The sequence below is a fragment of the Pseudoxanthomonas kalamensis DSM 18571 genome, assembly GCF_010211745.1.
Classification (GTDB): domain Bacteria; phylum Pseudomonadota; class Gammaproteobacteria; order Xanthomonadales; family Xanthomonadaceae; genus Pseudoxanthomonas_A; species Pseudoxanthomonas_A kalamensis.
This window is the reverse complement of the sequence record NZ_PDWQ01000001.1, coordinates 446,210-460,491: the sequence shown is the minus strand read 5'-3', so window position 1 is coordinate 460,491 and position 14,282 is coordinate 446,210. Positions and strand designations below refer to the sequence as shown.

The following is a 14,282-nucleotide window of genomic DNA, read 5'->3' as shown; positions in this document are numbered from 1 at the left end:
CGGATCGCCGGCCGGTCGCCCGGGATGGCCGCCGGTCGGTCCGGACCGCAGGGCTCAGAGCAGCGGGGACGTCAGCCGTGCCAGTGCTTCCGGCAGCCGGTGTTTCCACAGGTTGCGCTCGCGTTCCTTCGGCACGCGGGCTGCGTTGCCGAACTCGCCCTTCATCAATTCGGACAGTTCGCGCACCACGCCGGGGCCGCGGATCAGCATCGACAGTTCGAAATTGAGCCGGAAGCTGCGGTGGTCGAAATTCGCGCTGCCGATGATGGCCAGATTGTCGTCGCAGAGCATGGCCTTGGTATGCAGCATCCGCGGTCCGTACTCGTAGACCTTGACCCCGGCATCGAGCAGCTCGTCGAAATACGAGCGTGCGGCGAAGGTGACCAGCTTCGAATCGCTCATCTTGGGCACAATCAGACGCACATCCAGTCCGCCAAGCGCAGCCGACGACAACGCCATCCGCGCGGCCTCTCCGGGGACGAAGTAGGGCGTGATCATCCACACGCGTTTGCTCGCGGCGTGGATCGCGGAAACGTGCATGCGGTGGATCGCTTCCCACGACGAGTCGGGGCCCGAGGCCAGCGCCTGTACCGGGATGGCGCCGAGCGAGCCGTCGCGCGCAGGTAGCAGTTGCGTGTCGCGGAAGGCCGATTTGTCCTGCCCGGTTGCGTAGACCCAGTCCTCCACGAACACCTGCTGCACGCTGCGGACGATGTCGCCCTGCAGGCGCATGTGCAGGTCGCGGTAGGCGTCTTCGCGCAGGCGCTCGTCTTCCTCGTCGGTAACGTTGATGCCGCCGGTCAGCGCGACCCGGCCATCGACCACGACGATCTTGCGATGGCTACGCATGTTCAGCCAGGGGCGGGTGAACAGCTTGAACTGGCGCGGATGGAACCAGGCGAATTCGCCGCCGGCATCGAGCAGCGGTTGCACGAACGCGGGTTTCAGCCGCGCCGAACCGACTGCATCGACCAGCAGGCGAACCTTCACTCCGTTGCGGGCGCGTTCGATCAGCGCATCGCGGATGCGGGTGCCGGTGCGGTCGGGCTCGAAGATGTAATAGGCCACGTGCACGTGGTTCTGCGCCGCGGCGATCGCCTCGACCACGGCGTCGTAGGTCGCGCCGCCGTCGACCAGCAGATGCACTTCGGTGGCGCTGCTGGGCGGCAGCCCGGTGGTCGCCTGGCCGAGCAGGGCCAGCTCGGTGCAGTCCGCGTCCAGCGAGCAGAAGGCGGGGGTGTGGCGTATGCCCTCGCGGGTGCGAAAGCGGCGCAGGCGCTGGCGCTTGATCTTCTGCGGCCCGAGCAGGAAATAGACCAGATAGCCGACATACGGCAGCAGCGACAACGACATCAGCCAGCTGAGGGTAGCGACCGGTTCGCGCTTCTGCAGCACGATCCACAGGCAAAGCGGGATCAGATAGGCCAGCCAGGCCAGGCCCAGCCAGACCCGGATGTGCGGGATGGCCCAGAAGGCATCCCAAAGCGAGTGCAGGGACGAGAGCATGTCGCGGATTTAATCACAGATCGGGAGTGTCGCCGCCGCTGAGACACGGGCGGTGCACACTGGCAACATGAAAGACGCCGCCCCGCCACCGCAGAGGATCAAGGGCCGGGGCGCATCCGGCTGGATACCGGGTCGCTTTGCCAAGAGCATCGGCGTGGCCATCGACGACGGCTGGCACCAGCGGGATACCGAGGGCGAAATTGCATCCTCGCCGCGCACCGAACTGCGCGAGGAAGCCGCGCGCAGCGTGATCAGCCGCAACACGTCGCCGGACATTCCGTTCTCGCAGTCGGTCAATCCGTATCGCGGCTGCGAGCACGGGTGTTCGTACTGTTTCGCGCGTCCTTCGCATGCCTATCTCGACCTGTCGCCGGGGCTCGATTTCGAGACGAAGATCTTCGCCAAGACCAATGCACCCGAAGTGCTGCGGCGCGAACTGGGCAAGCGCAACTATGTGCCCAGCCCGATCGCGCTGGGCATCAATACCGATGCCTACCAGCCCAGCGAACGCAAGCTGGGGCTGACCCGGCGGATCATCGAGGTGCTGGCCGAAGCCCGGCATCCGTTCTCGCTGATCACCAAGAACGCGCTGGTGCTGCGCGACCTGGATTTGCTGGCCGACATGGCCAGGCAGAACCTGGTGCACGTGTACCTGTCGATCACGACGCTGGACAATGGCCTGTCGTCGCGACTGGAGCCGCGCGCCTCGGCGCCGCATTCGCGGTTGAAGGCAATCCATGCTCTCGGCGAAGCCGGGGTTCCGGTCGGGGTGATGTTTGCCCCGGCCATCCCGTGGGTAAACGATCACGAGCTCGAGGCCGTGCTGGAAGCTGCGGCCGACGCCGGCGCGCGAACGGCAGGCTATGTAATGTTGCGCTTGCCGCACGAAGTCGCGCCGCTGTTCCGCGAATGGTTGCAGGTCAATCTGCCCGACCGCGCCGCGCACGTGATGAGCACGATCCGGCAATCGCGCGGCGGCAAGGATTACGACGCAAGCTTCGGCCAGCGTTTTCGCGGCCAGGGCGTGTTCGCCGACCTGTTGCGCAAGCGGTTCGCGCTGGCGCACCGTCGCTTCGGCTACGCCGACCGACAACCGCAGCGGCTGGATTGCAGCCGTTTCGTCGCCCCGCGGGAAGCGTCCCCGCAGGGCGAACTGTTCTAGAGGAACGCGTTCAGCCCTTGTGGACGGCGGCCACGGCGTTGGCCACATAGTCGAGGTTGCGGCTGTTCAGCGCGGCCACGCAGATGCGTCCGCTGCCGACGGCATAGATGGCGAACTCGTCGCGCAGCCGCTCGACCTGGGTCTTGCTCAGGCCGGAGTACGAGAACATCCCGGCCTGCTGCTTGATGAAACCGAACTCCGGTGCGCCGAGCGCGGCCAGCTTGTCGACCAGCTGCCCGCGCAAGTCATGGATGCGGCTGCGCATGCCGCCCAGCTCCTGCTCCCACTGTGTGCGCAGTTCGTCGCTGCCGAGCACGCCGGCGACCAGTGCCGCGCCGTGGGTCGAGGGGCTGGAATAGATGGTGCGGATGATGCGCTTGATCTGCGACTGCACGGCCTTGGCCTGGGTGGCATCGGCGGCGATCACCGACAGCGCGCCGACGCGCTCGCCGTACAGCGAAAACGACTTGGAATACGAGCTGGCAACGATGAAGTCGTCGAAGCCGGCGTCGATCATCACCCGGATCGCGGCGGCGTCTTCATGCAGGCCCTGGTCGAAGCCCTGGTAGGCCATGTCGATGAACGGGAACAGCTGGCGTTCCTTCAGCAGCGCGGCGACCTGCGTCCATTGCGCGACAGTCAGGTCGGCGCCAGTCGGGTTGTGGCAGCAGGCGTGCAGCAGCACGGTGGTGCCGGGCGCCAGTTGGCCGAGGTCGGCGAGCATGCTGTCGAAATCGACGCCATGGGTCTGCGGGTCGAAGTAGGCGTATTCGACCACCTCGAAACCGGCGGCGCCGAAGACGGCACGATGGTTTTCCCAGCTCGGTCGGCTCAGTGCAAGGGTTGCGTGCGGCAGCGTCTTGCGCAGCAGTTCCGCACCCACGCGCAACGCGCCGCTGCCGCCGACGGTCTGGGTGGTGGCGACGCGCGCGTCGGCCAGCAGCGCCGAATCCGCGCCGAACAGCAGCTTCTGGGTTGCCTGGGTATAGGCGGCCAGGCCGTCGATTGGCAGGTAGCCGCGCGGCTTGGCCTGTTGCGCCAGTTGCTGTTCGATGGTCCGCACCGAATCGAGCAGGGGAATGCGTCCGCTTTCGTCGTAGTAGATGCCCACGCCCAGGTTGACTTTTTCGGGGCGGGAGTCGGCGTTGTAGGCCTCGGTCAGGCCGAGGATGGGGTCGCCGGGAACCAGTTCGACTTGCGAGAAGAAAGACACGGTGTGGGCTCGTTGCTGAGGGAAGGAAAGACGGCGGAAATCGTGGCGAAATCACGCCGAAAACCGCGTAATCGTATCAGGCCGGGGCCGCGTCCGCGCGCAGGACGCAGTGCGGCGGGTTGCAGTGGAAGTCACCGTCGCCGCCACCGCGACGCAGCCGGGTCACTGTTGTCCGATCAGGGTGTTTCCAGCCGGACGCGCGCGGCGCGCAGCACCCGCACACCTTCATGTGCGGCTTCGTCGCGCGCCTGGGTGGCGGGCACCGCTGTGATGCGGTCGATGCGGATGCCTTGCCGCGCCAAGCTGTCGGCCACCGCCTGCGCGCGCGCCTGGGCCAGCGCGGTATCGCCACCGGCGAAACCCTCGACCTGCACCGTGCCGACTTCCCAACGGGCCAGCGCCCAGCCGATGTCGTCCAGCAACCGGGCGTTGTCCGCATCCGGCACGGCGCTGTCGTCGCCGAAACGCACCAGCGGAAGGGCCTGCAAGGCCGGAACCACTTCGACCAGGATCGCGGTGTCGTCGCCGTCCAGCGCCCGTTCCAGCGCATGCGCGCCACGGATGTCCAGGCCGCTGTCCGCGTCCAGTCGCCAGGATGCGTGCTTGCCGTCCTGCAGGGTTTCCAGCTTGCCGAAATGCGCCAGCGCGCGTTCGTGCAAGTTCTCGATCGCCGCGGTGCCGGCCAGACGGTTCTGCGCATCGCGCTCGGCCGCGGTCTGCAGCCGTTGCACGCTGTCGCGCAATTGGGCGATGGTGGCCTGTTCGCTGGCCAGGGCCTGGTCATCGGCGGTCAGCACTTCGCGCAGCTCGACCACGACCGGGCGGCCCAGCGAGCCTTCCAGCTGTTTTTCAAGGGTCAGGTTCAGACCGGGCTGGATCTTCGGCGTCAGCAGCACCGCATCGACCAGCACGGTCTTGTCGCTGCGTTCCACCCGCAGCGTGGTGATCCGGCCGCCGGCGTTGCGCGCGGCTTCGTCCAGTGTGTTGCGCACTGTGCGGTCGGCCACGCCGCGGGCGGCGATCTCGCGCAGGGCCAGCCCCAGCGGCACCGACAACAGGATGAAGGTGCCAATAATCATGCTCGCCTGCCACGCGGTCTGCTGCGGCGTGTCCTGGCTGCCGAAACGATACCAGCGCGCCATGATCGTCACCGACAGCGCGATCGCTAGCAGGTTGGTCATGAACAGGAACAGGGCGCCGCCGGCGATGCTGCCGTTGCCGGTGGCGATGCCGAAACCGACCACCGCCAGCGGCGGCATCAGCGCGGTGGCGATGGCCACGCCGACGATGGTTTCGCCCTTGCGGGTGATGGTGGCGTAGGCCCCGGCCAGGCCGGAGAACACCGCGACCAGCAGGTCGAACAGGGTCGGCTCGGTGCGCGCGAGGATTTCCGGCGTGGCCTCCTGCAACGGCGACACCAGTACGATCAGGATCGCGGTGGCCAACGCGATCGCGGTGCCGATCGCCAGCGTCTTCAGCGCGTCGCGCAGGCTGCGCAGGTCGAAGATCGCCAGCGACATGCCCAGCTCGACGATCGGCCCCATCAGCGGCGAGATCAGCATCGCGCCGATGATCACCGCCACCGAATTCTGCAGCAGGCCGAGGGTGGCGATGCCGCAGGACATCACGATCATGAAGCTGTAGCGCGGCCCCGGCTGGCCGTTCTCGTCGACGCTCTGCAGCACGGCCGCGCGATCGACGATCAGATGTTCGTGTCGCCACATGCGCAGCCAGCGCAGGATCGCTTCCATCGATGCCATCGAACGCACTCCGCGGGACCGTCGCGGATGATAGCAGCGGCGGACCGGCTGTCTTGCGCCCGGACCGGCAATCGCGAGGCGGATCAGGACGCTAGACGTCGCCGTCGCGGGTCCAGCCCTCGCCGCTGCCGCGCTGGAATACGCGGTCCTGCTCCAGCACATCGCCGGCGGGGATCGAGTCGCGTTGCGCCAGACGCGCGTACAGCGGCGCGAAGTCCGGCGCGGTGGCGTCCATCAGCTGGCGGAAGCTGTCGATGACGAAATAGGTCTTCTGGAAGGTATCGATGCGGTAGCGCGTGCGCATGATCCGCTCCAGCTCGAAACCGATGCGGTTCGGTGCCGGCGACTCCAGCGAATACAGCGACTCGCCTTTCGACGACACGATCCCGGCGCCGTAGATGCGCAGCCCGTCCGTCGTGGCGATCAGGCCGAACTCGACCGTGTACCAGTACAGCCGGGTCAGGTGGGCCAACGCCTCCGGGCCAATCCCGTGCGCCTTCACCCCGCCGCGGCCGTAGGCCCGCATGTAGTCGGCGAACAGCGGGTTCATCAGCAGCGGCACATGGCCGAACAGGTCGTGAAACAGGTCGGGTTCGGCGATGTAGTCGATCTGCTCGGGGCGGCGGATCCACCAGGTCACCGGGAAGCGGCGGTTGGCCAGGTGCTCGAAGAAGTCCAGCTCGGGCAGCAGGCCTTCCACCCCGATCAGGGTCCAGCCGGTGGCGGCGCCCAGTACCTCGTTGAGCTGGTCGAAGCGCGGGATCGCGTGCGCGTCCATGCCCAGATCGTCCTGCGCCCGAAGGAATTCGTCGCAGGCGCGGCCGACCAGCAGCTCGCGCTGGCGGAGGTACAGCCGGCCCCAGGTGTCGTGGTCGGCGTCGCTGTAGTCGGACCAGGGCTGTTCGACCACGGCCGTGGTGTAGACCGGCACGTAACCCTTGTCGGTCAGCTGGTTTTCGACACGGCGGGGCGCATTCATCGCGGGCTCCGGCAACAGGAAGGCAGGATTCGATGGTATCGGCGAACCGGCGCAACAGGCTTGCAAACTTGCGCTCAAACCCCTTGGTGACGCAATCTTGTTGCGTCAGTGGATATTGCAAAGCAACAAATGTCCTCCCGGATCACCCTCGACCGCACCGATCTGCGCCTGCTGGCCCTGTTGCAGCAGGAGGGCCGTGCGGCCAATACCGAGATCGCCGCGCAGGTGAACCTGTCGCCGTCGGCCTGCCTGCGCCGGATCCAGCGACTGGAAGCGGCCGGCGTCATCACCGGCTATGCCGCGCAGGTCGATCCCAAGGCGGTCGGCCTGGGCCTGCAGGCCTTCGTCCGCGTGCAACTGGAGAAGCACGGGCAGCCCGGGATCGAGCGCTTCATCGCAGGCGTCGACGGCTGGGACGAGGTGGTCGCCTGCCATGCGTTGACCGGCGACATGGACTACCTGCTGCACGTCGTGGTGCGCGACCTGGAGCATTTTTCGCGTTTCCTGCTGGACAAGCTGCTCAACGCCAGCGGCGTGGCCGACGTCAATTCCAGCTTCGTGCTGCGCACGGTCAAGGAGCGCCGCGGCTTGCCGTTGCCGGCCGGCTGAGGAATTCAATTCCTGCCGCGGGATCGGCGAAAACTCAGAACCGGTTGTCGCCATCCAGCAGCCGGCCCAGTCCGCCCAGCATCGAGCCTTCGCCGCGGCTGGCGCCGCCGGCTTGCGGCGCGGCCTGCAGCATGCGGCCGGCCAGGCGCGAGAACGGCAACGACTGCAGCCAGATCTTGCCGGGCCCGGTCAGGGTGGCCAGGAACATGCCTTCGCCGCCGAACAGCAGGCTCTTGATGCCGCTGACCGGGCGCACGTCCATGTTGATGCTCGACTGGAAGGCGACCACGCAGCCGGTATCGACGTCGATGCGTTCGCCGGCGGCCAGTTCGCGCTCGACCACGGTGCCGCCGGCATGGATGAATACCCAGCCGTCGCCTTCCAGTTTCTGCATGATGAAGCCTTCGCCGCCGAACAGGCCGGTCAGGATCTTTCGCTGGAAGAAGATGCCCAGCGAAACCCCGCGCGCGCCGGCGAGGAAACTGTCCTTCTGGCAGACCAGCCGGCCGCCGTGCTGGTCCAGCTTCATCGCCAGCACCGTGCCCGGATACGGTGCGGCGAAGGCGACCTTCGCCTTGCCTTGGCCGCCGTGGGTGAACACGGTGGTGAACAGGCTCTCGCCGGTGACCACGCGCTTGCCGGCCGACAGCAGCTTGTCCATGAAGCCGCCGTTGCCGCTGTGGCTGCCGTCGCCGAACAGCGTGTCCATCTGCACCGCAGCGTCCTTGTACATCAGCGCGCCGGCTTCGGCGATCGCGCTTTCGCCCGGGTCCAGTTCGACCTCGACGAACTGCATGTCCGAGCCGACGATGCGGTAATCGATCTCGTCGGCGCGTCCGCGTCCGCCTGCAGGGGGCGGTGGCGGCGGCGCCGCTTGCGGCACGCCGAGCTCGGGCACCGCACGCGCCGCCTTCCAGTCGCCCATGCCTTCGCGCCAGCACAGCAGGCCGGGTTTGCTGGCGGCCAGAGCACGCGCCGCGTCGTCGTCCATCGGGCCCAGGCGCTGGTTGCTGGCCGGATCGTGGAAATGCCACTGGCTCATGGTGCGGCTCCTTGCGGGGGTTGTCGGAACATTCGTGAAAATCGCCGGCCGGGTGCCGGAGCACAAGCGCCTGAAGTCATGTGCCGGGGTCGCGCGGTCCGCGCGACGGAAAGCGCAGCACCACGCCACGGTCGTCCTGCATTCGATCGCCGCGTTGCCACAGCACCGGCACCTCGCCGGGCGGCGGCGGTTCCAGTTCGTCGTCGGGCGCGTACAGGGCGGCGTCTTCCTCTTCTTCCCAGCTGTACTTTTTGCGCGGCAGCGGCGGATCGCTGCGGCGGAACCACCAGGCCGACAGCAGGCCGGCCAGCGCACCGCCCAGGTGCGATTGCCAGGAGATGCCGGGCGCGTGCGGCAGCACGGTCAGCAGCATGCTGCCGTAGAAGAAGAAGGCGATCATGCCGGCGGCGATCGCCGAGCGGTCACGGCGCAGCAACCCCAGCCCGAACACCAGGAACATCAGTCCGTGGGTCACGCCGCTGGCGCCGAGGTGATAACTGCCGGTCGCGCCCAGCAGCCAGGCCCCCATCCCCGAACCCAGCCACAGCAGCGGCAACGCGCGCAGGGTCGCTTTCGGATACACGCTGCCGGCCAGCGTGCCCAGGATCAGCAGGGCGACCGCGTTGGCGGCGACATGGCCGACCGAGCCGTGCAGCAGCGGGGCGAACAGCAGGCCCGCCAGTCCGGCCAGCTTGTGCGGCGATACGGCCAGCGGTCGCCAGTCGAAGCCGCTCTGCGCCGAATAGACCAGCACCAGCAGCAGCACGAAGGCCAGGCTCAGGTTCAGCGTGCGCAGCAGGCGGCGACGGTCGTGGCCGCGCTGGGCGCGGGCGTCGAAGGCGGGATCGTCGGGATGCAGCGGTTCCATCACCCGTGGATGGTGCCGGTCGTGGCGATTGCAAGCCCGTGGCAACAGCGGGACACAGCGTTCAATGCACACCGCCCGGGCGCGGCTTCAGCCACAGGCTGAGCCCGATCGTCGCGGCCAGGATGCAGGCCACCACCGCCAGCGATGCCAGCACCGGAATCTTGACCACATCCACCAGCAGCATCTTGCCGCCGATGAAACCCAGCACCACCGCCAGCCCGTAGGGCAGCAGGTGGAAGCGCTCGGCCATGCCAGCCAGCAGGAAGAACATCGCGCGCAGGCCCAGCACCGCGAACACGTTGGAGGTCAGCACGATGAATGGATCGGTGGTGATGGCGAAGATGGCCGGAATGCTGTCCACCGCGAAGATCACGTCGGTCACCGCAATCATCGCCAGCACCACGAACAGCGGCGTGTAGCGACGACGCTTGCCGCGGCCGATCCACAATGCCGTGCCGTGATAGCGGGGAATCAGCGGCAGGTGGCCGGTGATCCAGCGCAGCACCGGGTTCTTGTCCATGTCCGGCGGCGCGCCGGCGGCCCGCCACATCTTCACCCCGGTGAACAGCAGGAAGGCGCCGAACAGGTACAGCACCCAGTGGAACTGCGCCACCAGCGCCGCGCCGGCGAAGATCATGATGGCGCGCAGCACGATCGCGCCGAGCACGCCCAGCATCAGCGCGCGCTGGCGTTGTTCCTCGGGCACGGCGAAGTAGCCGAACAGCAGCAGGAACACGAAGATGTTGTCCACCGCCAGCGACTTCTCGACCAGGTAACCGGTCAGGAACTCCAATCCGATCCGCTGCGCTGTTTCCGCGCCAGCGGTTTCGTGCAGGTACCACCACAATCCGGCGTTGAACAGCAAGGCCAGCGCGACCCAGCCCAGGCTCCAGTACAGCGCCTCCTTGAACGTGACCCGGTGCGGGCCACCGTGGCGCATCAGCGCCAGATCGGCCAGCAGGGCCAGCACCACCACGCCGGCGAAGCCGGCCCACAACCAGGGATTGCCTATCGTTTCCATCATCGGTTTCCGTCGAAAGTGGAGGAAACCGCCAAGGCAGGGACGCAGCCGGGGGAATGCGGGGAGCCGGACGCACCTTCGCCAAAGCGGCGAAGGTCTTGCTCACAACCGGCGGGCGGTTGCCGTGGGGCCGGAGCGGTTGCTCGTCATGACGGCCGGCACGCGTGGGAGCTACTCCCCTTCGAGCGGGCATTCTGCGCAGTGGCGTCGGCACGGTCAAGCGCGCGGGTAAAATGCGTTCATGAATGCCGCCAACCCTGTCGTCCGCCTGAAGAACGCCTGGCGTTCCTCGCACCCGTGGATTTTCCAGAAGCTGGTGGAAAAGCCCAACCCGAAACCCAAGCCGGGCAGCATCGTCGATGTGATCGGGGTGGATGGCGAGTGGGTCGGCCGCGGCTTCTACAACGGCCATTCGCGGATTGCCGTGCGCATCCTGGAAACGCATCCGGACGTGCCGGTGGACGCAGGCTGGTTCGCGCACAGGATCGCCGATGCCGTGGCCCTGCGCCGGCAGGTGCTGAAGCTGGACGAAGTCAGCGACGCCTGGCGAGTGGTGCATGCCGAGGGCGACGGCCTGTCCGGTCTGGTGGTGGATCGCTACGGCGAGCTGGTCGTGGTCGAGTTCTTCGCCGCCGGCATGTTCCGCCACCGCGAATGGATCTACGATGCCCTGCGCGAACAATTCCCCGGCTGCCGCTTCCACAGCTTCGCCGACGAGCACGTGCAGAAGCAGGAAAGCTTCGATTTCCACGGCAACACCACGACCGAAGCCGCAGTGATCAGCGAATATGGAGTGAAGTTCCGTGCCGATCCGGCCGGCGCGCACAAGACCGGCTTCTTCGCCGACCAGCGCGAGAACCGGCAGTGGCTGAGCGCCCAGGTCGAAGGCAGGACGGTGCTGGACCTGTGCTGCAACACCGGCGGCTTTGCCGTGTACGCGGCCGCGCGCGGGGCGAGCGAAGTGCTGGGCGTGGACATCGACGCCGACGTGATCGAGATCGCCAAGGGCAACGCGCGACTCAACGGCGTGCGCCCGAAGTTCGTGCAGGCCGACATCTTCCCGTGGCTGCGCGATGCTGCTGCGCGCGGGGACCAGTACGACGTGGTGATCCTGGACCCGGCCAAGATGACCCGTGATCGCGAGCAGGTCATTCCCGCGCTGAAGAAATACCTGGACATGAACAAACTGGCGCTGGGCGTGGTCAAGCCGGGCGGCCTGTTCGCCACGTTCTCCTGTACCGGCCTGGTCGGCGAGGATCAGTTCCTCGACATGCTACGCCGTGCTTCGTATTTTTCCGGGCGCACGATCCAGATCCTCAAGGTCGCCGGCGCCGGCCCCGACCACCCGTTCCTGGCCAACGTGCAGGAGTCGCGCTACCTGAAAGCGGTGTTCTGCCGGGTGCTGGACTGAGGACGAAGACGGACCTTAGACGCTAGCCGTTGGGCCGTGCGGCGAATCATGCGAGAGGTCGTCTTGGAGAGAGTGGCGCTGCGGAAGCAAGGCCTGGTTCATGCGACCGGCGGTGCGCCGGTGTACTCCGCCCAGGAGGGAAGATTGTGCTTGCGTGCCAGATGGCGCAGCCAGGCAGCCATCGCGAGTCCGAATAGCGCGCCGGCCACCAGCGTGCCTGTCGCCATGATGCCCAAAGGCACGCCTTGGCGCGCCCAAAGGATCACCCACATCAGCAGCCCCCAGAAAAGACCGAAAACCGTGCCCATTACGAGTGTTATGGACAGAAAAGAAAGGAAAAGCGGCGGCGGCACCTCGATGCCGAGACGCCACAACAGCTGCCAGGCGGGAGGGGCGGCCGTACTTCTGGATACGCCAATCCGCTTCATGTGTTCGTGCATTGCCATGAGTTTTTCCTGGTGCGTCATCGAGTTCGATCCTGGATGGGACGATGGGAGGGCGGGAGAGTGCGGCCCAATGGAAGGCGATAGCGCCAATTGGGCCATCACCAGAACTTGTACCAGGGCTTTTTTGCCGGTGGACCTGCCGGGGCTGCCAGTATTCCTTTCAGGTTGTTGAGCCGGCCGGTGGCGTCGAAGCTGGCGTCGATGATGCTGTTATCGCGGCGGGCGATGAGGGTGTCGGTGGTGGATTTGAGCTTGAAGCCCTGGTCGGTGAGAAAGGCGGTGATCATGGCGCGGTGATCGACCTCGAACATCGAGATCACCTGCGGGATCACGCTCACGCAGCGCTCGATGGTCGCCGGCAGCAAGACTTCTTCCGGCGCGGGCTGGATCAGCAGGTACAGGGCCCCGCCTACGTATGGCGCCCGGTAGTAGCAGGCATTGCCGACGACCCCCGACGCCAGCAGCGACAACTGGTGGCCGTTGGCAATGGTGGTGGGAAACGTGCGTTCGCTCAGCTCGGCGATGCCGTCGCGCACGCCCAGGTCGCGCAACTGCAGGCTGGCCTGCAACAGTTCCGGCGGCAGCTGACTGGCAGTGTTGGCCCAGGCCCACAGCCAACTGTGATCGCCTTCCGATTCGGTCCCCAGCAACTGCACGGGGAATTTCAGCCGGTCGCCGAACCTCAATGCGTTCTCGTGCAGGTCCAGATCGTAGCCGCCTTCTCCTTCCACCAGGTCGGACAAGGCCAGCTGCCTGGCGAAGGCAGTGCCGATATGGCGCTGCAGCAGCGCGCCGAAACCTCGCTTGTCCATGCGATGACTCCGTGTCCCGGGACGTCCTTTCCGGGGAGGGTAGCGCAAGTCGCGCTCTCAAGGATTGAGACGCGTGCGGCTACACTGTCGGGATGAATCCGGACGTCCTGCTGCTGCTTCTGCTGGCCTTGGTCGCCGTAGCCGTGTTGCTGCTGGCGGCATTGTTTTTTCGGCGGCCGGAAGCGCGGCTGGAAAAAGCCCTGCGCGAGGAACAGCGCGAGGGCCGTGGCGAGTTGCGCGAGCAGCTTGACGGTCTGGCGCGGCAGCAGGACGTCCGCATCGACGGCTTCGGCCGCAGCCTGACCGATTTCCGCGACCGCACCGATGCGCGACTGGACGAACTGCGGGTGGCACTGAACGACGATGCGCACAAATCGCGGCTGGAACTGGCGACCCGCCAGCAGCAGTTCGAGGAGAACCTTGGCGCACGCTTGCGCGAATTGACCGAGCGCAACGAATTGCGCATCGGTGAACTGCGCACCACGCTGGAATCGCGGCTGAAGGAACTGCAGGCCGACAACGCGCAGAAGCTGGAACAGATGCGCGCCACCGTGGACGAGAAGCTGCACGCCACCTTGGAGACGCGGCTGACCGAAAGCTTCGGCAACGTCACCAAGATGCTGGCCCAGGTCCATCAGGGGCTGGGTGACATGAGCAAGCTGGCGGCCGACGTCGGCGGCTTGCAGCGGGTGCTGACCAACGTGAAGTCGCGCGGTGTGTTCGGCGAAGTGCAACTGGCTGGACTGCTGGAGCAGGTGTTCGCGCCGGATCAGTACGCGGCCAACGTGGCCACCGTACCCGGCAGCAGCGAACGGGTCGAGTTCGCGGTGCGCTTCCCCGGTTCCGGCGAGGACGCCACGGTCTGGCTGCCGGTCGACGCCAAGTTTCCGCGCGAGGACTACGAGCGCCTGCTCGATGCGCAGGAGCGTGCCGACATCGACGCCGCGCGCGCGGCCGGCGACGCGCTGGAGCGCCGCGTGCGCGAGGAAGCCAAGCGCATCCGCGGCAAGTACGTGGCGCCGCCGCACACTACCGAGTTCGCCGTGCTGTTCCTGCCGACCGAGGGCCTGTACGCCGAAGTGCTGCGTCGTCCGGGGCTGTTCGAATCGATGCAGCGCGATCACCGGATCACGCTGGCCGGGCCGACCACCCTGCTGGCGCTGCTGACCAGCCTGCAGGTCGGCTTCCGCACTGTGGCGATCGAGAAACGTTCGGCCGAAGTCTGGCGCATCCTGGGCGCGGCCAAGACCGAGTTCGGCAAGTTCGGCGATGTGCTCGACAACGTCAAGAGCAAGCTCGAGCAGGCCAGCCGGCAGATCGACCAGACCGGCGTGCGCACGCGCGCGATCGAGCGCAGGCTGCGCGAAGTGGAGTCGCTGCCCGGTGAGGACGGCGATCGCCTGTTGGGCGAAGGAAACGGATCCGGCGACGAAACCGATTGAGCGCAGTTGCC

General features: G+C 66.8%; 13 protein-coding genes. 4 read left to right on the top strand and 9 right to left on the bottom strand.

Annotated features, from left to right (window positions below; all coding sequences use genetic code 11):
* Positions 1-54 precede the first annotated feature (54 nt).
* Positions 55-1,506: a cardiolipin synthase gene (cls, locus tag CSC70_RS02025; RefSeq protein ID WP_162454958.1), complete on the bottom strand. Its 1,452-nt coding sequence runs from the start codon at positions 1,504-1,506 to the stop codon at positions 55-57.
* A 67-nt stretch (positions 1,507-1,573) separates the two neighbouring features.
* Between cls and CSC70_RS02020 the strand changes: the two genes are divergently transcribed.
* Positions 1,574-2,668 (top strand): PA0069 family radical SAM protein, encoded by a 1,095-nt coding sequence (locus CSC70_RS02020; RefSeq protein WP_162454957.1) that lies wholly within the window; start codon positions 1,574-1,576, stop codon positions 2,666-2,668.
* A 10-nt stretch (positions 2,669-2,678) separates the two neighbouring features.
* Here CSC70_RS02020 and CSC70_RS02015 read toward each other — a convergent pair whose 3' ends face one another.
* The 3 genes from CSC70_RS02015 to phhA all read right to left on the bottom strand — a co-directional run bounded on the left by CSC70_RS02015 (position 2,679) and on the right by phhA (position 6,620).
* Positions 2,679-3,881 (bottom strand): amino acid aminotransferase, encoded by a 1,203-nt coding sequence (locus tag CSC70_RS02015; RefSeq protein ID WP_162454956.1) that lies wholly within the window; start codon positions 3,879-3,881, stop codon positions 2,679-2,681.
* Positions 3,882-4,057: 176 nt separating this feature from the next.
* On the bottom strand, positions 4,058-5,641 hold the full coding sequence (locus tag CSC70_RS02010; protein WP_162454955.1) for a DUF389 domain-containing protein: 1,584 nt from the start codon (positions 5,639-5,641) through the stop codon (positions 4,058-4,060).
* A gap of 91 nt (positions 5,642-5,732) precedes the next feature.
* Entirely contained in the window at positions 5,733-6,620 is an 888-nt protein-coding gene (gene phhA / locus CSC70_RS02005; protein ID WP_162454954.1) for a phenylalanine 4-monooxygenase, read from the bottom strand.
* 129 nt (positions 6,621-6,749) lie between these two features.
* On the opposite strand from phhA, the gene CSC70_RS02000 reads away from it, so the two are divergent.
* Entirely contained in the window at positions 6,750-7,229 is a 480-nt protein-coding gene (locus CSC70_RS02000; protein WP_162454953.1) for an Lrp/AsnC family transcriptional regulator, read from the top strand.
* A 34-nt stretch (positions 7,230-7,263) separates the two neighbouring features.
* On the opposite strand, the gene CSC70_RS01995 is transcribed toward CSC70_RS02000, so the two are convergent.
* From CSC70_RS01995 to CSC70_RS01985, 3 genes are all read right to left on the bottom strand, one after another.
* Complete coding sequence (locus CSC70_RS01995; RefSeq protein ID WP_162454952.1) at positions 7,264-8,271, bottom strand: TIGR00266 family protein; 1,008 nt, start codon at positions 8,269-8,271, stop codon at positions 7,264-7,266.
* A 76-nt stretch (positions 8,272-8,347) separates the two neighbouring features.
* Positions 8,348-9,139, bottom strand: a complete 792-nt coding sequence (locus tag CSC70_RS01990; protein WP_162455325.1) for a rhomboid family intramembrane serine protease — start codon at positions 9,137-9,139, stop codon at positions 8,348-8,350.
* Positions 9,140-9,200: 61 nt separating this feature from the next.
* Positions 9,201-10,160 carry a TerC family protein gene (locus CSC70_RS01985; protein WP_162455324.1) on the bottom strand — a complete coding sequence of 320 codons (960 nt, stop codon included), beginning with the start codon at positions 10,158-10,160 and terminating at the stop codon, positions 9,201-9,203.
* Positions 10,161-10,401: 241 nt separating this feature from the next.
* Here CSC70_RS01985 and CSC70_RS01980 point away from each other — a divergent pair, with 241 nt between their 5' ends.
* On the top strand, positions 10,402-11,571 hold the full coding sequence (locus CSC70_RS01980) for a class I SAM-dependent rRNA methyltransferase (RefSeq protein WP_162454951.1): 1,170 nt from the start codon (positions 10,402-10,404) through the stop codon (positions 11,569-11,571).
* Between the two features lie 98 nt (positions 11,572-11,669).
* Here the strand turns inward: CSC70_RS01980 and CSC70_RS01975 are convergent, their stop codons facing one another.
* Both CSC70_RS01975 and CSC70_RS01970 read right to left on the bottom strand, forming a co-directional pair.
* Positions 11,670-12,038: a DUF6404 family protein gene (locus tag CSC70_RS01975; protein ID WP_162454950.1), complete on the bottom strand. Its 369-nt coding sequence runs from the start codon at positions 12,036-12,038 to the stop codon at positions 11,670-11,672.
* Positions 12,039-12,115: 77 nt separating this feature from the next.
* Positions 12,116-12,829 carry a DUF6882 domain-containing protein gene (locus CSC70_RS01970; RefSeq protein ID WP_162454949.1) on the bottom strand — a complete coding sequence of 238 codons (714 nt, stop codon included), beginning with the start codon at positions 12,827-12,829 and terminating at the stop codon, positions 12,116-12,118.
* Between the two features lie 92 nt (positions 12,830-12,921).
* Here CSC70_RS01970 and CSC70_RS01965 point away from each other — a divergent pair, with 92 nt between their 5' ends.
* Positions 12,922-14,271, top strand: a complete 1,350-nt coding sequence (locus tag CSC70_RS01965) for a DNA recombination protein RmuC (protein ID WP_162454948.1) — start codon at positions 12,922-12,924, stop codon at positions 14,269-14,271.
* Positions 14,272-14,282 lie beyond the last annotated feature (11 nt).